This window comes from Brasilonema bromeliae SPC951, assembly GCF_012912135.1.
Classification (GTDB): domain Bacteria; phylum Cyanobacteriota; class Cyanobacteriia; order Cyanobacteriales; family Nostocaceae; genus Brasilonema; species Brasilonema bromeliae.
In genome coordinates this window covers 1-18,259 of the sequence record NZ_QMEB01000116.1, presented here as the reverse complement: position 1 = coordinate 18,259, position 18,259 = coordinate 1, and the positions used below count along the sequence as shown (strand labels likewise).

Genomic DNA, 18,259 nt, shown 5'->3' with positions numbered 1-18,259 from the left:
GTATTGTCTGGGGCGTGGCATTTACTCCGGATGGCAAAACTTTAGCTTCTGGAAGTTATGACAAGACCATCAAATTGTGGAGTTTAGATTTAGATGATTTACTAGCACGGGGTTGCAACTATCTAAAAGAATACCTCGCTACCCGTGATGAGTTGCCCAAGAAGTTGTGTCCGGGTAAATGAGGGAGTAGGGGAGAAGGGAGAAGGGGCGTAGGGCGCTTAGGCGATGCTGCAAAGCAGCTGCAACGGCGATACGCACAACTCTTAGCCAGAGGCTTATCGCATTTTTCGGGTTATTGATTGTGATATCAAGTCCGTAAGCTTGATAATTGAAACACCAGTACTATAAAGCCAAGCTAATTCATGACCTCCGAACGTGAAAGGGTCGATAATGATTCACCGTGGAAAGAAATCTTAGAAGCCTACTTTCCCCAAGCAATGGAATTCTTCTTCCCTCAAACTGCTGCATTAATTAATTGGGAACGTCCCCATGAATTTCTTGATAAGGAATTCCAGCAAATAGCCCGCAATGCCGAACAAGGAAGAAGATACGCAGACAAATTGGTCAAAGTTTGGCAAATTCAAGGAGAAGAAATTTGGCTGTTAATCCATGTCGAAGTCCAGGCTAAACCGGAAGATGACTTTGCAGAAAGAATGTTTTCCTACAACCTACGAATTTTTGACAGATTTGCCAAACCAGCCATTAGTTTAGCGATTTTGTGTGATACAGACCTGACATGGCGACCAAATCAATACAGTTATAATTATCCCGATACTAGTTTGCATTTTAAATTTGGAACCATCAAACTTCTCGATTATCAAAACCGTTGGACGGAATTAGAGAAGAGCGATAATCCTTTTGCAACGGTTGTCATGGCACATTTGAAAACACAGCAGACCAGTAAAAAGCCAAGAGAACGCAAAACTTGGAAATTTAGCTTAATTCGCCGATTGTATGAACTAGGTTTAGCAGAAAAAGATATTCGTAACCTTTACCGCTTTGTGGATTGGGTTATGATTTTACCAAAAGCATTAGAAGCAGAGTTTTGGCAAGATTTTAAGGAGTTTGAAGAGCAGTGCGTTGCGCGGGTTCCCCGCGTTGTAGCAACTGCGGAGCAGGAGCGTACTATGAGTTACATTACCACAGGTGAGCGCATTGGCTACGAACGTGGACAGCAAGAACTCGTTCTACGGCTACTACAAAGACGAGTAGGAGAGTTACCTCAAGAGGTTAAAAAGCAAATACAGGCTCTGTCACTGGAAGAGTTAGAGGCACTTGCCGAAGCCTTATTAGATTTTACAGCAGTGGGTGACTTGCTAAATTGGTTACAAGCACATCTTAATGAAACTGAAAATTAGCGATCTTCGCAGCTTAACGAAGTTATCGCATTTTTGGTGACTTGTCAGTTCCTTTCGTTATTTCTTTGCCAACACATCAAAAATATGATGAGCCATTTGTAATTTGGAACAAGGAGAAATTTCTATTCTTTGTCCTTGCTTATCCAAAAATATGGCTCGATTATTATCACTTCCAAAACCGCTATCCGGTTCATCTATAGGGTTAGCAATAATCGCATCCAGATTTTTACTGTGCAATTTCTCTAACGCTGGTGTGACAATATCCCCTGTCTGTGCTGCAAACCCAATTAATTGTTGATGTGGTTGTTTGAGACGTGCCAATTCTGCAACAATATCCGGTACTGGTTCCAAAGGTAAAGCTTGCGGAAGCAATTTTTTTGGCAACTTCTGTTGACTGTATTCCCGTGGCTTGACATCCGCCACTGCCGCCGACATGATAATCATATCCGCATTCGGTAAGTACTCCACCATACTTGCTCGCATTTGGTCAGCACTCACAACAGAGATTGCTTGCACTCCTAATGGTACATCCCAACTCGCCGGACTATGTACCAATGTCACGCTTGCTCCCCGGTGCAGTGCTGCTTGTGCTAAAGCTAACCCCATTTTCCCTGTGGAAGGATTGCCAATAAACCTTACTGGGTCAAGATACTCTCGTGTTCCCCCAGCACTAATCAACACCTTCTTACCTACTAAATCTCGCTTCCCGGCGGTGTGTAACAAGGATTGGACATAAGTAATAATCTCTGGGGGTTCTGCCATTCTACCAGCACCGACGCGATCGCACGCCAATAACCCCAACCCTGTACACATACCATGATATCGACCATCTGTCAATACCTGTTGCCAATTGCGCTGCACCGCCTGCTGTTCCCACATATCAGTATTCATTGCTGGTGCTAGCAGTATGGGACAAGTGGAAGCTAAAACAGTATTTGTGAGCAAATTGTCAGCCATACCATAAGCCAACTTTGCTAATGTATTTGCTGTTAGAGGTGCAATCACAATTAAATCTGCCCACTCACCTAAATCAATATGTAATGGACGAAAGTGAGTTGATTGCCAAAAATTTTCATCTGTATAAGCTGGATGGCGGGAAAGGGTTGCCAGAGACAGAGGCGTAATAAACTTTTGTGCTGAATTAGTGAGAATAACTTTTATTTCCACTCCAATTTTAAACAAAGTGGAAACAACCTCACAGATTTTATAGGCGGCGATACCGCCGCCTATTGCAATCAGAACCCGTTTCTTCTGAAACATCTACGCCTCATCGTAGGGTTCTAAATCCAAGAGGTGAATGTATGATTCAACTAACTCTGGACGCGAAAAGGCGATCGCTCGCAGTAAATGCCAATCATTCAAACCCTCAAAAGCATTACTGTAATTATCCTGCTCCAGACGTGTAGCTAACACTTCCACCTCTTGTGGAGTGATAGTAGCAATTTCTCTCTTAGAAATGCTTAGAGTTTTCATAGTGCTTGCCCCTCCCATTAGCAGCATTTGCATCCAGCATGGGTTGAGTTGCGCTTGACGCAGCCACCCAATATATATTACTCACTTGCGAGCGATAATTTCGTGAAAATTTTTCGGATTTCTAAGAGAATGCGTAAAAATTTGGTACCCCCAACTAAACAAAGACAAATTCCGAGTATTTATGCATTGACAACAACAAAATTTCGTAACAACTCTAGCATTTCTGGTCGGATTTCATGACCCATGTCAAACTCATAGTATTCTACAGCCGCCCCAAGAGATTCAAGAGTTTTCCGTGCTGAAACAGCAGCTTGTAATGGCACAACTGTATCTTGTCTGCCATGCATAATGAGAACGGGTGGTAGAGACACCATATTTTGTGTTTTCACACTTTCTACATCTTGATGTAAATAACCACTTAAAGAAACTAAACCAGCCAGAGGTAACTTTAATCCTACATCTAAAGTCATAGCTCCACCTTGAGAAAATCCGCTCAAAATTGTCCGCGACAAAGGCACACCAGTGTTATTTTCTAAAGATTGCAACCAACCTGTTAGTAGCTGCCTACTTTCTACTAACCCCTGATACATATTTTCCATCCGAAGGTCATACCATGCTCTTCCAACAGAAGAATTAAGATAAGGAAAAGGTGCATTCGGAAACAGAAACTGATAATCTGGCAAATTAAAAAACCGCGATAAAGACGCCACATCTTCAGCATTGGCACCCCAACCGTGTAAAGTAACAATTAAACCCTTTGGTGGTTGCCCTGTTTTTGGAGGTACACTGATAAATTCTAGAGTGTTAGCCATTAGTTATGAGTCATTAGTCATTGGTCATTAGTCCTTAGTCATTACAGATGACTAAGGACAAAGGACAGTCAAGCATAAAAAGTATGGAATGACAAGAAAAAAATTTTTGCATCAGCAAAACTAAGGACTCCACTGGCATAACGGCACAATTGAGCGGCGGTAGACAACCTTTGTATCTCTACCAATATATCTCTTCTGTCCGCTGCAACACGGTTATTAGGTGGCGTTTTGCTGCTACTTTTACCGAAGAGGAAGAAACCTTACTTGCCCTTCCCATTCTCCCTCAAGACTACACTCACCAATCAGTATAATCTCCTCGATGGCTAGACCTACTGAGACACGACGGCTCACTTCAAATAATCCAGGCATAGATAATCTTGCTTGAATCCTTTCGTAAGCGAAGGTTATCATCGTGGCAACATCATGAGTTAGAACAACGCGCCTGTGTTGGGCTGCCCATTCTAGAACAGTCGGATCATTGGCTCCCGATAAGTCAACATCTTGAATACGCAAAATATCAATACTAGGACTCTGCCGAAGAACACCACGAACAATCTGATTATTGAAATTTTCATCAGCTAGGAATCGTACCATTTTGAATTACCCGTGCTGACTTCGTCTAGCCAGTAAACGCTCACGTATTCCAACTGGGTTAAAACGTTGTTCAGCTTCTTGTCGGATCATTGCTGCTTGACGTTGACGTTCTAAGAGATATGCATCAACTTCAGCTTTATGTCTCAGGTAGTAACCAAGGACTGAGTAAATATCTGAGAGTTGCAGCGAAGTATATTGCTCACCAATTTCTTCTGCTGTAGCCCCTTCAAGAAAAGCTGTTACAACGGTGTCTAGAGTTACACGAGTTTCTCCAACTCTTACAACACCATTGGCATCAACTTCTAGGGGCGTAGGTTCAACTAAAATAGCTAATGTCATATCAAATTAATACCTTCCTCTTGAACTCTGACAAACTAATTTGAAATACTGCCCCAACCCAGAAACGAAGCAGCCTAATGTTCCGTTTCACCCGGCGCAAGTAACCTCAGACACTCACAAATAACCTTCGAGGCTCGGGTGCAAGGAGGTTGTTATGCGGCGGTTCCACACTACATCAACACCAAAATACTTTCCGTTTCGCTACTTTTAAATTGAGTGATCGTATCAAAATTATCTCTCAATATTTGAATAATCTTCGATGTTGGACTGTTACCAATACGAAGATAAATAAACTTGGGTGGATGACCATAAAGTAAACTGCGCTGATGGAAGTCAGAATCTTTGGAAACAATCACAAAATCATCCGCCTTTGCATGTTCCCAGATAACTGTATCATCAGTATTTGTCAGTCCTAAAGTTTTGACATGCTCAGAATTAGGATACAAATCGACAATCCTGTGAATGATTCGGTCTGATAGGTTTTCATCCAATAGCAGTTTCACAGGGATGCCACAAACAACTTTCTCTCACGATCAGCTGCAAAAGCAAGACAAGCTTTGATATCTTCTAAGGTGAGTTCAGAAAAATCTTCCAAAATTTCTGCTTCAGTCATCCCACCTGCCAGATATTCCAAGATGTCGTACACGGTGATTCGCATTCGCCGAATACACGGCTTGCCACTGCGCTTTCCAGGCTCAATTGTAATGATGTCTTGGTAATCCATAACGTGACAGTTGGTAAAAATATTCGCTTACATCCATCATATTGAGAAGTTTTGTTTCCCAATCACGAACATCGTACACCGCTAAAGCTTGTTTGCGTCGCTTATACTTTTGCCTAAGGTTACAAAATGTCATCAACCAGAACCGTACCACCTTTTATGGTGGGCTTGCTGTTGAACTATTCTGAAGATGACCAGCTTTTAATAATAGCTCTGATGATATCGATATAGCGACTATCCAATGAACTCTCGATAGCGACTTCACCACTAGTTTTTAATGCTTTGACTAAACGCGACTTTAGATCAGGCTCAATTTCCTCATCAACATATGCAACTTTTTCAGCTTCGCTAGCGGTAGGATTAGATTTCTCTAGTTGTTGGAGCAAATCCTGAATTTCAGCAGCAGCTTCAGCAAGATTTTGTTTTTTTTCATACCCATAATTAATAGCACCACTCGCTACGTAATTGCCTTCAACATTGATACGCTTATCGATTCCATCAACATTTCCATCAACATAAGAACCTCCATCTTGAACAATAATTTGCTTAAATTCGTTCACTAAAGATGATGATGAAGTATTGCCCAGTACTTTTCTAAATGCATCAATAGTGGCTATTGTAATCAAGCCTAAAATAATTATCAAAGCCTGCTGTAAATCACTAGTCATTGGAATCCTGACCAAGACAAAAGTTAGTACAAGCAGAATTAGTGAGATATAAATTGCAACAAGTAACTGAAGCCGTTTCTCAAGCTTAAATACGTTAATCATGTCTAATTTAGGGTCTTGCATCTCTAGACTCCTCAGCTTGATCTCTTTGTTCTTTTCCATCAGACAAAAGCTTATCTGAGTCTTTTGGAAAACCCTTTAAACTATCTAAGAAATTACCTATTTCTCCCAAAGAATAGCCTAACGGTTTTGCTAAGCCCAGAATCAAGAATAATAGACCCGCTAAGGGAAGAGTTTGTAGCAGATAAAGCCCAGCAGCAATAGAGATTATAATAGCTACAATTTGCTGCCCGCGTTGGAGGAGAGCTTTCTGCTGAGCCTGTTGAAGCTGAATTTCTGCTGATCTCTCTGCGTAGTCTAATCGTCTAACTTCTATGTCTAATTCTTGAACTCTTTGTCTCAATACAAGGAGCTTTTCATATTCGTCTACTGTTCTTGCTTCTATGAAGCGATCACTTAAAACTTCTTTATATACTTCAATATCAAATCCAGTATCACGCTTTACCAGTGCTCCGCTTGGAGACTGATCGCGTAATACGGTGATCTTTTTCTGTTGCTCTAGTCCTGTATCCTTCATCTCCTACCTCTATTTAGGTAAGCCAACGTTCAGTATAGCACCATGCAACCTGAGACAGTTATTGTATTCCAGGCAATGCTTTGTCTTCAGCCGCTTTGCGTCTATGTGCCCTTGCGGTTTATACAATATGTATCTGCACTAACTGTATTTACACTAAAGGGAACCCAGAAAATATGGCGCGTCTAGCACTGCTGAGTGTATCTAATAAAACAGGATTAATCGACCTTGCCCGTAGCTTAGTAGAAGAATTTGACTTTGAATTTATCAGCAGTGGAGGAACAGCCAAAGCACTGAAAGATGCAGGGCTACCAGTTACAAAAGTTGCTGATTACACAGGTTCTCCAGAAATTTTAGGTGGTCGAGTCAAAACGCTGCATCCTCGGATACATGGCGGGATCTTAGCACGGCGCGATGTACCCGAAGATGTAGCAGACTTGGAAAATAACCAAATTCGCCCGATTGATTTAGTCGTGGTGAATCTTTATCCTTTTGAAGAGACGATCGCAAAACAAGGTGTGACTTTAGCTGAGGCGATCGAGCAAATTGATATCGGTGGTCCTGCTATGCTCAGGGCTGCTTCAAAAAACTTTGCCCATCTCACAATTCTATGTGACCCAGCGCAGTATGAAGAATATTTACAGGAAATGCGCATCACAGCTGGCGAACCATCTCTGGAGTTTCGGCAAAAGTGTGCCTTAAAGGGATTTTTGCATACGTCTAGCTATGATCAGGCGATCGCCGCATACCTGAGTCAGAACCTTAGCAAAGAAGCAGAATTACCTCAACAATACACCCTTAAGGGAAAACAACTACAATCTCTCCGTTACGGCGAAAATCCTCATCAAAGTGCAGCTTGGTATGAAACTGGTACAACTTCAACTGGATGGGCAGCTGCTACTAAACTTCAAGGCAAAGAACTCAGTTACAATAACTTGGTTGACTTAGAAGCCGCACGGCGGATTATTTCTGAATTCACCGAGACACCAGCAGCAACAATTATCAAACATACGAATCCCTGTGGTGTCGCTTTAGGACATAGCATTCAAGAAGCTTACCAAAAAGCATTCAACGCTGACTCTGTTTCTGCTTTTGGTGGAATTGTTGCACTAAACCGTCCGATTGATGCGGGAACTGCTACTGAGTTAACAAAGACGTTTTTAGAATGCGTGGTTGCACCAAGTTGTGATGCTGAAGCACAAGAAATTTTGGCTGCTAAATCAAAAGTGCGAGTATTAATTTTCCCAGACTTGAAGAGTGGACCGAAAGAAACCGTAAAAGTCATTGCAGGTGGTTTTCTCCTGCAAGCTTCAGATGACGCGGTAGCCAACACCAGTACATGGCAAATCGTCACCGAAAAGAAACCAAGTGATGATGAGTTAGAAGAATTGCTGTTTGCTTGGAAAGTTTGCAAGCACGTTAAGTCTAATGCGATTGTTGTGAGTGGCGATACGCCTTTAGGCGTCTGCGCGTTGCGCAATCGCACAACTTTAGGTGTGGGTGCAGGTCAAATGAACCGTGTTGGCTCAGTTAAAATTGCTTTAGAACAAGCTGGGGAAAAAGCCAAAGGAGCAATTCTTGCCAGCGATGGATTCTTCCCCTTTGATGATTCAGTCAAAACAGCAGCCGCAGCCGGAATTAAGGCTATTGTGCAACCAGGGGGAAGTTTGCGAGATCAAGATTCCATACTCGCTGCTAATGAACTGGGTTTAGTCATGGTGTTCACGGGTATCCGTCACTTCCTACATTAAAAATCTCTTTCCTAAGAGGGATGTCAACTTAGAAGTAACCCAAGAGACATAGAAAAAGATTCAGACTCTATGTCTTAAGACAGTAGAGCAGTTGCTGAAGTGTCACCCATTAGATTTGTGATCTCATTTAACTCGTGATATTGTTTATGTAGTGTGAGGAGTAAGTTGAAAACAGAAAGCGCTTGAAGTCGAAACACGGCCAGACGTTCAGGCGCTTTTTGCTTTGCTGAACGGAACACAGAAGGTTCAGTTTTCAAAGTGTCACCTAGGTTACTTGCTCTTTGATAAAGTCAATGTTATTTTCTAGGAGTGTGTGTGAGGAGCAAGTGTAAAACAAAAAGCGCTTAGGGTGGAAACACGGTAACACTCCTGAGTGCTTTTTGTTATCTTTTTAGTTGTGTTGGGTGATCAAGCTCTCGTTTTTACAAGTCGCTACGGGTGAGCTTCTTCTGCATCTTTGAGATCAGTAGGATAGTGCTAAGCAATTTAAAATTCAAAATATCCTTTACTATGCCGTTCATTGATAAATTAGACAATCTTGGACAGCGTTTTAAATCAGTGAATAGCTACGGTAGCTGTTCACTGATTTAATCATTTCGGTTTGATAAGTTTCTAGAAACTTGGCATCAATTAGTAGATTTGTTTTGATGACAAAATGTTAGCTTTTCCGTACCTCAGTTTTTTGACTGAATTTGATACGAATGTTCATCCTTATAAGGATAAACCCCGTCCTTAAGGACGGGGTATTCGTTTGTTAATCTACAAAAACTTCATGATATCTTCGATTTATTTCCTCAATCACTGTAGCCATCTGAGTCAATTTTACAGCACACAAACCGGCCAAAAGTGCTAAGTCTATATCGTTCACCACATCCTGATATTCAGGATTAAAAAAGCCTTTTTTATCATGCAGTTTAGAAATTTCAAAACTGAGTTCAAGCAAAGCCCTAGAAAGTTTCGTTTGCTCTCGAATAGCATACCCACAAGCCGTGAGAAGTCCGGCTAGCTCTGGGTAACTCAGACTATCTACAATGTCTACAATTTGGTTTACCATAGTTGTGGAAATCCATTTCTAATGGGTTTTACAGAAATTAGAGAGGCAACGTTCGGATTGGCGGTCTGCCGTTGCTTCTTTTTTTCAAATTCCTTGAATGCTTTAAGCTTTCCTTTGTTAATTGATTGTATCTTTTTCCAAAGGATTGCTGTACAAGCTATTCGGATATTTTTACCTCTTTATTCAGTGTTAGCAATTGCCCTTGGGACGCTTGCTAAGCGCAAAGCGTACCGCTGTTCCATACGCCTAATCGCCACTGAATCAGTTTTGGTTCTATCAGTCGCCTCATCCTCCGGGTTCCAAAGTTCACATCTTGCACCAAGCCTCAACAAGTGAGAACAAGGGGGTGAAGAGCTTTTGTAGGCTCATATCTTGCAGCTAACAGGATAAATCATTCATGCATGAATAAATGTATGTAAGAAAGTGACACTAGAAACTGGAACCCTCCTCAGTACAATGAAGTATTTTATATAACTTATTTTAGCAGAATACTACGTAAAAAGAAAGAGCAATAAAGCGTGGGCGAACAGTGAAGTGCTTGTATTTGCGTTGAAACTCAAAAAATGAGCCTATTTTCAGAAGCAGCTACACGCTATGGCAGTCCTAAATGATAAGCCCCTACACCCTTACACCCCCACTCCCCTATGCCCCTAGTTGTGGTCAGGGAAAATCATTGCATCAGTCCATAGCCAAAAGCCCAGTCATAACGACTGGGCTTTAATAATAGACAGGGAGTTATCTCCCCTTTGGCTCAATATAAGAAGTTCAGATATAAGTGGTTAGGTTAATAATATCTACCACCAGATGAATACCAATTCCGGAAAAATAAGCATAGATTTTTTAACTTCAAGATAAGAGCAGCTTTGGGTACAATCAGGCAGCAGTGAATAGCAAGGAGGAGAAAAGCTGTGAACACGACCTATACCGGCGGCTGTCAATGTGGACAAATTCGCTATGAAATCCGTGCTGAACCGTTGACTCTCTATTTGTGCCACTGCAAGGAATGTCAGAAACAATCTTCCAGCGCTTTTGGAATGTCCCTCACTGTACCACGAGATGCTGTTGTCATTACCCAAGGACAACCGAAGGCTTGGACACGTAAAGCCGATAGTGGACGTGAGGTAACTTGCCTGTTCTGCGACGACTGCGGAACGCGATTGTTCCATGAACGGACTTATAATCGAGAAACTATCAACATCAAAGCCGGAACGCTAGATGACACAAGTTGGTTACGCCCTGTAGGTAACCTTTGGACAAGTAGCGCTCAGCCGTGGGTGATAATTTCAGACCAGATGCTCAATTATGAGAGACAACCAGCAGATGTGCGTCTTTTGTGGGAGAAATGGGCCCAACAGCATTCATGAAACCATGAAAAGCTGTTCCTACCGAACAAGAACTCACCAACTCAGTTGTCAGAACTCAGAATAAAATCAAGAGAATTGATGGGGATATTCTGTGTTCTGCGTTCTGTGTTCTTCTTACTCCTGTTTAACAGTCGCGTATGCCCAATCCAACCACGGTAGCAACGCTTCAATATCTGTCGTTTCTACTGTCGCCCCACCCCAAATCCTGATTCCTGGCGGTGCAGAACGGTAGGATGCGATATCATAAGCAACTTCTTGCTTTTGGAGAAGTTTCGCTATTTTTTTAGCGGATTCTGCTTGCTTCTCTGGACTCAAGCCTGTAAACCAATCATCAACAATCTTGAGGCAAATCGAAGTACAAGAACGGGTTTCTGGCTTCTGGGCCAAGAAAGCCGCCCAATCACTTTGCTCAACCCAACGGGCAATGGTTGCTAGATTTGCCTCACTGCGACGAATCAAGCCAGGAAGTCCACCAATACTTTCTGCCCAAAGTAATCCATCAAGCGCATCTTCCACACACAGCATTGATGGTGTGTTAATTGTGTCCCCTTTGAAAATTCCTTCAATCAACTTGCCTTTTTGTGCCAAGCGAAAGAGTTTCGGAATGGGCCAAGTAGGTTGATAACTTTCCAGGCGTTCAACGGCGCGGGGTGAAAGCACAATAACTCCATGCTGCGCTTCTCCTCCTAGCACTTTTTGCCAAGAGTAAGTCACAACATCCAACTTCTGCCAAGGTACTTCCATCGCGAAAACGGCAGAAGTGGCATCGCAGATGGTCAGACCTTGACGGTCATCTTTGATCCAATCGCCATTAGGGACTCTAACACCTGATGTCGTGCCATTCCACAAAAATACCACGTCATGACTAAAGTCAACTTGGTTGAGGTCTGGCAAACTGCCATAAGTTGCCTTGAGAACGTTGAGATTAGGCAACTTCAGTTCGTCTACAACATCTTTAACCCATTCCAAACCAAAGCTTTCCCACGCCAAGATATCAAGGGGGTACTTTCCTAACAGCGACCATAGTGCCATTTCCACTGCGCCTGTATCGGAAGCTGGAACAATGCCCAAGCGATAATCAGCAGGAACACCGAGAATTGTTTTGGAGCGCTCAATGACTTCTTTTATACGAGATCTGCCATCCTCAGAACGGTGAGAACGACCTACGAAAGCATTTTCCAGCTTGGAAACAGACCAGCCAGGACGTTTCGCACAAGGACCAGATGAGAAATTAGGAACTCGTGGCTTTGTTGTTGGAGGAGTAAGATGTGGTGACATACAAGGTACTTCAGTTATAGATGCGACCTACTGGAAGGTCGTAACTCGCTACTACTTTACGCCTTGCTTTGTACTCAGGTCAACAGTCAAAATTTCTCAACTCCTACACATAATATAGATGCTTGCTGGCAATCAACTAAAGTTTCTTTTGAGACCGATTGATATCAATAGAAGTTTTCTTTGAGACTTATCAAGTTTTAGACAGATCATAACCTCATGCCCGTTCGTGTATGCTTGCGGCACACAGAGCACACGCCAAGGATAGGGTGAATGGAAAAGTGGGCAGCAATGGAAATGACAAGTAAATACAACCTTGGGGGGTTGACACGACTAAAACCAGCATTGGTGTATGAACATTATTGCGATCGCCTACATAAACCTGGGTGCCCATCAGGGCGGGGTGAAGTGATACGTATAAATGCAACGCGCGTATTGTAAAAAGAATACACTCATTCAAGAAATCATCTGAGTCCGAACCTAACTGATAACAGATAACTGTTACTTGTTCTTCGGGGAAACAAGCTCAAACTCAAAAAAACCAATGCGACGGTTATCAATGTAGACTGCGATCGTATGTTTACCAGTAGGATCGCCAGAAGCAACAGTCCAAAAGTTCTCAATGACTCCTTTTTTTGCCGACTGTGTGCGCTTTGTCACTGCTTCCATCCCATCAGTTGATATGACAAAATTTTCACCACTACTTGTACTCCAAGTTTCTGGAAGTTTCGGTAATCGAAGGACTTCTTTCCATGTCACTTCATTTTGGTTGTCCTTAAGCTGAATACGCCATCCGTACCGTTTTCCCTCTTGATGTGGCACTTTTGTTGTGGGCAGAAAGGACATTTTACCGTCGCGATCGTCTCTTAAAACCCCAAACTCGGCTTTTTCAATAGCAATCGTTTTAGTATTGATTTCATTGGAAGATACAACGTTATTGACAGCTAAAGAAGATACAACCCATGATGTTAGCCAGCAAGATGACAGTACTATACCGTAAGCCAAATTTTTCATTTGCATCAGCTTTTCTAAAAAAGGACTTGTTAATTCATATATGAATCAACATCCTTTTTTCAGATACAATGCTGACATTTTTACTGTCAAGAAGTGGAAGAGTGGAAGTCGGAAGTTGGAAGACAGTTAAGACTGAATTCTTTCTTATTAAAAGTTAAGCGTTAAGAGTTCCCTGTTCCCTGTTCCCTGTTCCCTGATAACAAGAGCGCACCAGATAACATGACTCTTGCTGCGCCCTCATTCCAAATTATCAATTAAAAATTAAAAAATATTTTTCTTGGAATTCCAAATTCCAAAAACAGAAGGTCGTTAGTACTTCACTACCCACGAAATGCGTTAATCTTGCAATGAGAGCCATGGCTATCTAACTTGCTTAATGCATTCCAAGTCAAAGCTTCAATGATACCTTCGCTTTCTAAACAGTGTTCTGCTTGAAAAGCCAGGACTGCAGCCTCAGTTTTTGCTCCAAAAATACCATCAATGGCACCAAAGTAGTAGCCACCAACTTTTAAAGGTTCTTGAACAGCTTTCACAACACTTCCAGTACTGCCAAAACTTAGTATTGGCAAGCCAGCAAATCCGTTGGACAAATATGCCCAAGTTTGTTGTCCCACAATCCCATCTATAGTTAAGAAAGCAAGACACTGCAAGTATTTCACAGCATCTCTGGTTTGGTGATCAAAGTAACCTACGGTAGAAACCGATAAAGGAGATACTGATACAATATCTAGTTGAGCAAGCCGCCGATTTAAGGCTTTCTGCATATCTTTAACAATTTGACCACAAGCACCAAATTGTAAGGTTGGTTTCTTTGTAGGGGATTGAACTGTAATAGATAGAACCATAATGTCTCTTTAAATATGTAAGCATATATTAAGGACTCATAAAAGAATCGTTAAAGTTCCCTAACATAACTACGTCAGAAGAAAGAATTCTTTTTTTTGACACCAGTAGTGGAGACCAATATTTTTCTGCTAGGATCGACCAACTTCAGTTATGCGACTTAACTACTAGCAGATTGCGGAGTATTCCAAGATATGCATGACTACCCCTCTGTCAACAGAGTTTTGGATGTATCTAATTTTCATCATATCTTCCAAAAGATGAGTATGTTTGGCGATTACTCCTGCAAAAAAAATAGTACAATTGTTCTATAGTAAGAAATTTTGGTCTTGGCGATGCTTCCAAAAGGACGGCTCCTATGAGAGAATCGCCAGTTGCGCTGTGCTTTCACATGGACAATCTCCTGTGAAGGCACTGTGCTCTTGTCTCTATGTCCATAGGACACAATGAACTTCTAAAAATCCAGTATTATTGAGTACCATGATGACACCACTGAAGAATGCAATTGCAATCCCAGATGACAAACAAGCAATTGCAAAATCAGACTTCGACCAACAATATTTAGAAGAAAGAGCTACTGTGCTCAAAAGCATTGTGGATGATAGTATTTCTTTCCAAATGCTTGCTGATGCCACTGAAACAATTTTGCGTCATGCCTTTTGGTTAGCCAAGCAAAAACAGAAGCGCTCTGTGAGAGAATATAAAAGATTACTTATTGACTATGGTTGGAAGGGTGAAGAAAAAAAATATCTCAAGATTGCAGCAGCATTTCAAAAGTTTTCGCCCCAAGAATTAGCACAAATTGAACCAAGCACTGTGTATCAACTAGCTCATAATAGCAATAAGTACAAACAAATTATAGATAAGCTTTTAGACTTAACTGCAATCACCCAAGAAGCTGTACGTTCTTTGATGAGAGAACCGCGCACTCCTAAAGAAGACAAACCTGAAAAACCAAGTATTTGGCGGCGCACAAAGAATGGCGGGAGGTACTGCCAAATTCCACCAATTCACGAAACAGATGAGCGAACTGGGACGACTTTACAAAAGATGATAGATGAGGAGGGGTTGAGCGCACAGCATATTGTGGCTGAAGCTGTAGCGCTGCGACAAGCCTATAAAGAAGGGCGGCTGACAGTTGTGGAAAAAAACTAGTCATGCACAAACGAGATCCCCGACTTCTGGCAAAAGTCGGGGATCTTGGTTTTAGGCGATACTCCCAGAAGAGTCGAGCCCTTGCGGGCGTTCGCGCAGCGTGCGCCTTCGCGCACTCGCACAAGCGGCAGTTTCCCATCGCCTGTGACTCTGTTTTGCCAATACCTTCATTGAGCGCGATTGGCAAAATGAGTTTATCTCCTCAAATCAGCGAAAGTATCTCCAGGTTTGATATTATTGGTTAATGTCGCTTACTTGCTGCGGATCTTGACGGGGAGGATGAAAACCACCTTGCGCCCAAAGTCGCCGAGATTTTTGGATAAAGCGATCAGCACGACGCTCATCATTTAAATCCAGTCGGTTACAAGTAGCTCGACCTGTAGGTGTGATGCCGATCATCTTAGTACCGTCTGCTGTCCAGATAAAGTGTTCAGACCAATTTTGCTGACGGGGATTAAATAAGGAGACTTCTTGCTGAGTTTGAGGGTCTATTCCAATTATAAAGTTATAGTGCCGTTCATTACAGCGACGACAGGCTAAAGCCAAATTATCTGTATCGTCGGAACCCCCCAAAGACTTCGGCATTATATGGTCGATTGTCAGGGGAGATGTACTGAGAAATTCAGGATAATGGCAGTATTCGCATCGAAAATCAGCGCGTTGGCGTATAAATTCTTGGATACTATTAGGAATAGTCACGACTGGGATGCAGTTATAGCATTAATATAGCTGAAAATCATGTCTAATTCTCCAATAGCTTCCAGTTCAGCGGCTTCTTCTGGCGTCAGTAAATCAGCTTTTTTCTTATCCAGAAGTTCTTGCATACGTGAACCGAGTTCTTCAGTAAATTTGAAAAGATTGAGATTGTTGACTTTCTCGACTCGAATACCAGTCGTTAGCCAGGATGAGGGTTTAATTACTACTGGAGTCATAGGGTTATAGCTATTGCTTTGCTCCATCATAGAATATGTGGAATTAGGTTATGTGGCGATTAACTATCGAATTAGGACGAGAAGTCACGCCGAAGGATTCCAGTAAGGCGTTCGCGCAGCGTGCGCCTTCGCGCACTCGCATAAGCGGTGCTTCCGCATCGCCTCTAACTCTCCTTTGCCAATACGTTCATTGAGCGCGATTGGCAAAACGAGTTTCTCTGCTCAAATTAGGGAAAGTATCTGTAAACATCTTTTCGATGCAAGACTCTTACAAAAATGACTACATCTTCCCCTAGCGTAATGCCAATTCTGTAATCTCCTATTCTGATGCGATAATAGTCACCGTCAGCTTTGAGTTTTTTCAGATTACTGACATCTCCAAGTTTTTCGGCAATCTCTACTTCTTCAATGACTGCCTTTATTCTTTGAAGTAATGTGTCTTCCCGAATATTTCCTAAATCTTTCTCAAAGCTTTTTCTGAACTCTACGTTCATCCTTGCCTATCCAGAATTTTAAAAATTGCTTCTCGGCTGACTGACTCAGTATTTTCACCTTCTTTGATTGCCTTTTCTAAGGCTATGTCTTCTATAATTTCTGCGAATAAATCAGAAAATACCTCTTTTCGTTCTTGAATTACCTCCAGAATCGCGGTTTTCAAGAGTTCCTTAAGTTTATTCTCATCTAGGGAAATTTCAGCCATATACCCTCCAAGCATCTCTTGCGACTGATACTAACACACGCCCAACTAACACACGCCCTTTGGGCGATCGCCTAGCGGCTGCTTCCGCATCACCTCTGACTCTGTTTTACTCAGATCTTGCACCTCACCCATAGTACGCCTTGAACTCAAGTTCAAGGCTAATAATCCAAGTCCGTTAAAACGGACTAAAAGACTTACCCAGTCAGTTTTAACGGACTTGAACTTTGAGCCTCCGAAATTTATTTCTTGACGGACGAAAATTATGGTGCAAGATCTGAGTTTACCAATACGTTGATTGAGCGCGATTGGCAAAACGAGTTTATCTGCTCAAACAACGGAAAGCCTCAGCATTCTAAGTATTCTGTAAGTTTCTCGTGATTTCAACAATCACTGCTTTTAAAGGTGGCAATCCTTCCTGAACTGTTGCCCAGACAACATTTACATCAATTCCCCAATATTCATGCACTAACACATCTCGCATTCCAGCCACCGCCTTCCAAGGAATTTGAGGGTGCTGGCTGCGGATGTCGTCGGGAATTCGCTTGACTGCCTCTCATTCGATTTCGATTGACTTCACAACAGCTAAAATTTTCTCACGGTTGACTCGAAATGTCTCAAAATCAATCCCGTCTGTAAACGCTTCAATGTCCGCAATAGCATCCAATATGTCTTGGAGAAATTCACCAGAGTTGTCGTTTAGTCATATATAAACGACTTCCGATAACACTCGCTCCCGGATTCTTGGCTTTAAACTGTTTTGCGTTACTATATCAACCTTCATACCGATAGCTTCGCTGCTGCGCTACGCGCAGATCGCACTACTGAGATAATCGCGTAGCTCTACCAGCTTAAATAAGGTAGGCGCTCGATCATAGTCAATGAGTACATCAACATCACTCTCCTGTGTCTGTTCTCCACGAGCGTAAGAACCAAAGATGCCTACCTGCGTGATATGAAACTGCTCCTGCAACAGCGGTTTACTCTGTCTGAGAATTTGCTTAATTTCCTCCAACGTTTTCATCTTCAAAAGTTTTACTCCAAACTTATCAAAAGTTGTGTTCAGATCAATTTTGGTGACGGGGATGAAATGAAGAAGTCTCCTTATGTTCTAGCAAATTAGGTTGAATGGATGAAATAGAATTGTAAATGTTGAGCGCTGGTTTATCAAAGTTAACGAATTTGCTGCTGTCGCTGGATATGAGGAGGATTATTCACGTTATGTGAAACTGTGAAGCGAACTAAAGCAAAGATTGATAGCCCTAAGAACAAGTACAAAGCAATTTGCCACCAATAATATCGAGCAAACTTCATTGCTAATTTCATATAAGAGCGATGATGCCAAGCTTGATAAAAATCTGGGTAGGACATACTTTGAGTGCAATGCCAGATGACTTTGCAACGCTGTTCGTTTGGTTTGAACTCATACAAGGCAATGACAACTTTCGCCATCTGATCTGTTGGCAAAATCTTTTCTAAGCTTTCTGCCGCTTGCCTACGGGTGGATTCAGACTGTGAGGTGGTGCGATTCGTTGTTAGCTGAATCACGGTAGCCAGTCCGTACATAAGCTAACC

Annotated in this window: 24 protein-coding genes and 1 pseudogene; 5 read left to right on the top strand and 20 right to left on the bottom strand. The window is 42.1% G+C overall.

What is annotated here, in order from left to right; translation table 11 throughout:
• Together DP116_RS15720 and DP116_RS15715 are read left to right on the top strand one after the other, a co-directional pair.
• The coding region (locus tag DP116_RS15720) for a WD40 repeat domain-containing protein (protein ID WP_211173293.1) at positions 1-182 on the top strand (182 nt) is incomplete at its 5' end.
• A 180-nt stretch (positions 183-362) separates the two neighbouring features.
• Complete coding sequence (locus DP116_RS15715) at positions 363-1,358, top strand: DUF4351 domain-containing protein (protein ID WP_169156079.1); 996 nt, start codon at positions 363-365, stop codon at positions 1,356-1,358.
• 57 nt (positions 1,359-1,415) lie between these two features.
• Here the strand turns inward: DP116_RS15715 and coaBC are convergent, their stop codons facing one another.
• From coaBC to DP116_RS15670, 9 genes are all read right to left on the bottom strand, one after another.
• The gene (gene coaBC, locus DP116_RS15710; protein WP_169156078.1) at positions 1,416-2,618 is read right to left on the bottom strand and encodes a bifunctional phosphopantothenoylcysteine decarboxylase/phosphopantothenate--cysteine ligase CoaBC; all 1,203 of its coding nucleotides are present in this window, start codon (positions 2,616-2,618) and stop codon (positions 1,416-1,418) included.
• Complete coding sequence (isiD, locus tag DP116_RS15705) at positions 2,619-2,831, bottom strand: protein IsiD (protein WP_048867923.1); 213 nt, start codon at positions 2,829-2,831, stop codon at positions 2,619-2,621.
• 179 nt (positions 2,832-3,010) lie between these two features.
• On the bottom strand, positions 3,011-3,643 hold the full coding sequence (locus DP116_RS15700; RefSeq protein WP_169156077.1) for an alpha/beta hydrolase: 633 nt from the start codon (positions 3,641-3,643) through the stop codon (positions 3,011-3,013).
• A gap of 240 nt (positions 3,644-3,883) precedes the next feature.
• On the bottom strand, positions 3,884-4,237 hold the full coding sequence (locus tag DP116_RS15695; RefSeq protein WP_169156076.1) for a DUF5615 family PIN-like protein: 354 nt from the start codon (positions 4,235-4,237) through the stop codon (positions 3,884-3,886).
• Between the two features lie 6 nt (positions 4,238-4,243).
• On the bottom strand, positions 4,244-4,576 hold the full coding sequence (locus tag DP116_RS15690; RefSeq protein WP_169156075.1) for a DUF433 domain-containing protein: 333 nt from the start codon (positions 4,574-4,576) through the stop codon (positions 4,244-4,246).
• A gap of 170 nt (positions 4,577-4,746) precedes the next feature.
• Positions 4,747-5,079 carry a DUF5615 family PIN-like protein gene (locus tag DP116_RS15685; RefSeq protein WP_169156074.1) on the bottom strand — a complete coding sequence of 111 codons (333 nt, stop codon included), beginning with the start codon at positions 5,077-5,079 and terminating at the stop codon, positions 4,747-4,749.
• Positions 5,076-5,300, bottom strand: coding sequence for a DUF433 domain-containing protein (locus DP116_RS15680; RefSeq protein ID WP_169156073.1), 225 nt, complete (start codon positions 5,298-5,300; stop codon positions 5,076-5,078). The genes DP116_RS15685 and DP116_RS15680 overlap by 4 nt, the downstream gene beginning before the upstream one ends.
• 176 nt (positions 5,301-5,476) lie before the next feature.
• Entirely contained in the window at positions 5,477-6,088 is a 612-nt protein-coding gene (locus DP116_RS28585) for a hypothetical protein (protein WP_211173292.1), read from the bottom strand.
• The gene (locus DP116_RS15670) at positions 6,075-6,602 is read right to left on the bottom strand and encodes a hypothetical protein (protein WP_169156072.1); all 528 of its coding nucleotides are present in this window, start codon (positions 6,600-6,602) and stop codon (positions 6,075-6,077) included. The genes DP116_RS28585 and DP116_RS15670 overlap by 14 nt, the downstream gene beginning before the upstream one ends.
• Positions 6,603-6,775: 173 nt before the next feature.
• On the opposite strand from DP116_RS15670, the gene purH reads away from it, so the two are divergent.
• Positions 6,776-8,350, top strand: a complete 1,575-nt coding sequence (gene purH / locus DP116_RS15665) for a bifunctional phosphoribosylaminoimidazolecarboxamide formyltransferase/IMP cyclohydrolase (RefSeq protein WP_169156071.1) — start codon at positions 6,776-6,778, stop codon at positions 8,348-8,350.
• A 754-nt stretch (positions 8,351-9,104) separates the two neighbouring features.
• On the opposite strand, the gene DP116_RS15660 is transcribed toward purH, so the two are convergent.
• A complete protein-coding gene (locus tag DP116_RS15660; protein WP_169156070.1) occupies positions 9,105-9,404 on the bottom strand; it encodes a hypothetical protein in 300 nt (99 codons plus the stop codon).
• A 908-nt stretch (positions 9,405-10,312) separates the two neighbouring features.
• On the opposite strand from DP116_RS15660, the gene DP116_RS15655 reads away from it, so the two are divergent.
• Entirely contained in the window at positions 10,313-10,768 is a 456-nt protein-coding gene (locus tag DP116_RS15655; protein WP_169156069.1) for a GFA family protein, read from the top strand.
• Between the two features lie 114 nt (positions 10,769-10,882).
• On the opposite strand, the gene DP116_RS15650 is transcribed toward DP116_RS15655, so the two are convergent.
• The 3 genes from DP116_RS15650 to DP116_RS15635 form a co-directional block, all read right to left on the bottom strand.
• Entirely contained in the window at positions 10,883-12,046 is a 1,164-nt protein-coding gene (locus DP116_RS15650; RefSeq protein ID WP_169156068.1) for a phosphoserine transaminase, read from the bottom strand.
• 498 nt (positions 12,047-12,544) lie between these two features.
• Entirely contained in the window at positions 12,545-13,063 is a 519-nt protein-coding gene (locus DP116_RS15640) for a PM0630 family protein (RefSeq protein ID WP_211173291.1), read from the bottom strand.
• A 314-nt stretch (positions 13,064-13,377) separates the two neighbouring features.
• On the bottom strand, positions 13,378-13,902 hold the full coding sequence (locus DP116_RS15635; RefSeq protein ID WP_169156066.1) for a peptidoglycan-binding domain-containing protein: 525 nt from the start codon (positions 13,900-13,902) through the stop codon (positions 13,378-13,380).
• A 478-nt stretch (positions 13,903-14,380) separates the two neighbouring features.
• Between DP116_RS15635 and DP116_RS15630 the strand changes: the two genes are divergently transcribed.
• A complete protein-coding gene (locus DP116_RS15630; RefSeq protein ID WP_169156065.1) occupies positions 14,381-15,055 on the top strand; it encodes an Alr2735 family protein in 675 nt (224 codons plus the stop codon).
• 234 nt (positions 15,056-15,289) lie between these two features.
• Here DP116_RS15630 and DP116_RS15625 read toward each other — a convergent pair whose 3' ends face one another.
• From DP116_RS15625 to DP116_RS15595, 7 genes and pseudogenes are all read right to left on the bottom strand, one after another.
• Positions 15,290-15,754 carry an HNH endonuclease gene (locus DP116_RS15625; protein WP_169156064.1) on the bottom strand — a complete coding sequence of 155 codons (465 nt, stop codon included), beginning with the start codon at positions 15,752-15,754 and terminating at the stop codon, positions 15,290-15,292.
• A complete protein-coding gene (locus DP116_RS15620; protein ID WP_073635623.1) occupies positions 15,751-15,987 on the bottom strand; it encodes a hypothetical protein in 237 nt (78 codons plus the stop codon). The genes DP116_RS15625 and DP116_RS15620 overlap by 4 nt, the downstream gene beginning before the upstream one ends.
• A gap of 227 nt (positions 15,988-16,214) precedes the next feature.
• Positions 16,215-16,481, bottom strand: coding sequence for a type II toxin-antitoxin system RelE family toxin (locus DP116_RS15615; RefSeq protein WP_169156063.1), 267 nt, complete (start codon positions 16,479-16,481; stop codon positions 16,215-16,217).
• Positions 16,478-16,687 (bottom strand): hypothetical protein, encoded by a 210-nt coding sequence (locus DP116_RS15610; RefSeq protein ID WP_169156062.1) that lies wholly within the window; start codon positions 16,685-16,687, stop codon positions 16,478-16,480. The genes DP116_RS15615 and DP116_RS15610 overlap by 4 nt, the downstream gene beginning before the upstream one ends.
• 352 nt (positions 16,688-17,039) lie before the next feature.
• A pseudogene (locus DP116_RS29345) lies at positions 17,040-17,228 on the bottom strand (HepT-like ribonuclease domain-containing protein); the annotation flags it as partial.
• A gap of 261 nt (positions 17,229-17,489) precedes the next feature.
• Positions 17,490-17,708: a nucleotidyltransferase family protein gene (locus DP116_RS15600; protein WP_246275644.1), complete on the bottom strand. Its 219-nt coding sequence runs from the start codon at positions 17,706-17,708 to the stop codon at positions 17,490-17,492.
• Between the two features lie 149 nt (positions 17,709-17,857).
• Positions 17,858-18,232: a hypothetical protein gene (locus tag DP116_RS15595; RefSeq protein ID WP_169156061.1), complete on the bottom strand. Its 375-nt coding sequence runs from the start codon at positions 18,230-18,232 to the stop codon at positions 17,858-17,860.
• Positions 18,233-18,259: the final 27 nt, after the last annotated feature.

What these genes read in the sequence shown, in the direction of transcription:
- DP116_RS15600 (WP_246275644.1), bottom strand. Translation starts at nt 17,708, where the DNA reads ATGAAAACGTTGGAGGAAATTAAGCAAATTCTCAGACAGAGTAAACCG.
- DP116_RS15635 (WP_169156066.1), bottom strand. Translation starts at nt 13,902, where the DNA reads ATGGTTCTATCTATTACAGTTCAATCCCCTACAAAGAAACCAACCTTA.
- DP116_RS15695 (WP_169156076.1), bottom strand. Translation starts at nt 4,237, where the DNA reads ATGGTACGATTCCTAGCTGATGAAAATTTCAATAATCAGATTGTTCGT.
- DP116_RS15650 (WP_169156068.1), bottom strand. Translation starts at nt 12,046, where the DNA reads ATGTCACCACATCTTACTCCTCCAACAACAAAGCCACGAGTTCCTAAT.
- isiD (WP_048867923.1), bottom strand. Translation starts at nt 2,831, where the DNA reads ATGAAAACTCTAAGCATTTCTAAGAGAGAAATTGCTACTATCACTCCA.
- DP116_RS15615 (WP_169156063.1), bottom strand. Translation starts at nt 16,481, where the DNA reads ATGAACGTAGAGTTCAGAAAAAGCTTTGAGAAAGATTTAGGAAATATT.
- DP116_RS15620 (WP_073635623.1), bottom strand. Translation starts at nt 15,987, where the DNA reads ATGACTCCAGTAGTAATTAAACCCTCATCCTGGCTAACGACTGGTATT.
- DP116_RS15700 (WP_169156077.1), bottom strand. Translation starts at nt 3,643, where the DNA reads ATGGCTAACACTCTAGAATTTATCAGTGTACCTCCAAAAACAGGGCAA.
- DP116_RS15610 (WP_169156062.1), bottom strand. Translation starts at nt 16,687, where the DNA reads ATGGCTGAAATTTCCCTAGATGAGAATAAACTTAAGGAACTCTTGAAA.
- DP116_RS15690 (WP_169156075.1), bottom strand. Translation starts at nt 4,576, where the DNA reads ATGACATTAGCTATTTTAGTTGAACCTACGCCCCTAGAAGTTGATGCC.
- DP116_RS28585 (WP_211173292.1), bottom strand. Translation starts at nt 6,088, where the DNA reads ATGCAAGACCCTAAATTAGACATGATTAACGTATTTAAGCTTGAGAAA.
- DP116_RS15680 (WP_169156073.1), bottom strand. Translation starts at nt 5,300, where the DNA reads ATGGATTACCAAGACATCATTACAATTGAGCCTGGAAAGCGCAGTGGC.
- purH (WP_169156071.1), top strand. Translation starts at nt 6,776, where the DNA reads ATGGCGCGTCTAGCACTGCTGAGTGTATCTAATAAAACAGGATTAATC.
- DP116_RS15715 (WP_169156079.1), top strand. Translation starts at nt 363, where the DNA reads ATGACCTCCGAACGTGAAAGGGTCGATAATGATTCACCGTGGAAAGAA.
- DP116_RS15640 (WP_211173291.1), bottom strand. Translation starts at nt 13,063, where the DNA reads ATGCAAATGAAAAATTTGGCTTACGGTATAGTACTGTCATCTTGCTGG.
- coaBC (WP_169156078.1), bottom strand. Translation starts at nt 2,618, where the DNA reads ATGTTTCAGAAGAAACGGGTTCTGATTGCAATAGGCGGCGGTATCGCC.
- DP116_RS15630 (WP_169156065.1), top strand. Translation starts at nt 14,381, where the DNA reads ATGATGACACCACTGAAGAATGCAATTGCAATCCCAGATGACAAACAA.
- DP116_RS15670 (WP_169156072.1), bottom strand. Translation starts at nt 6,602, where the DNA reads ATGAAGGATACAGGACTAGAGCAACAGAAAAAGATCACCGTATTACGC.
- DP116_RS15660 (WP_169156070.1), bottom strand. Translation starts at nt 9,404, where the DNA reads ATGGTAAACCAAATTGTAGACATTGTAGATAGTCTGAGTTACCCAGAG.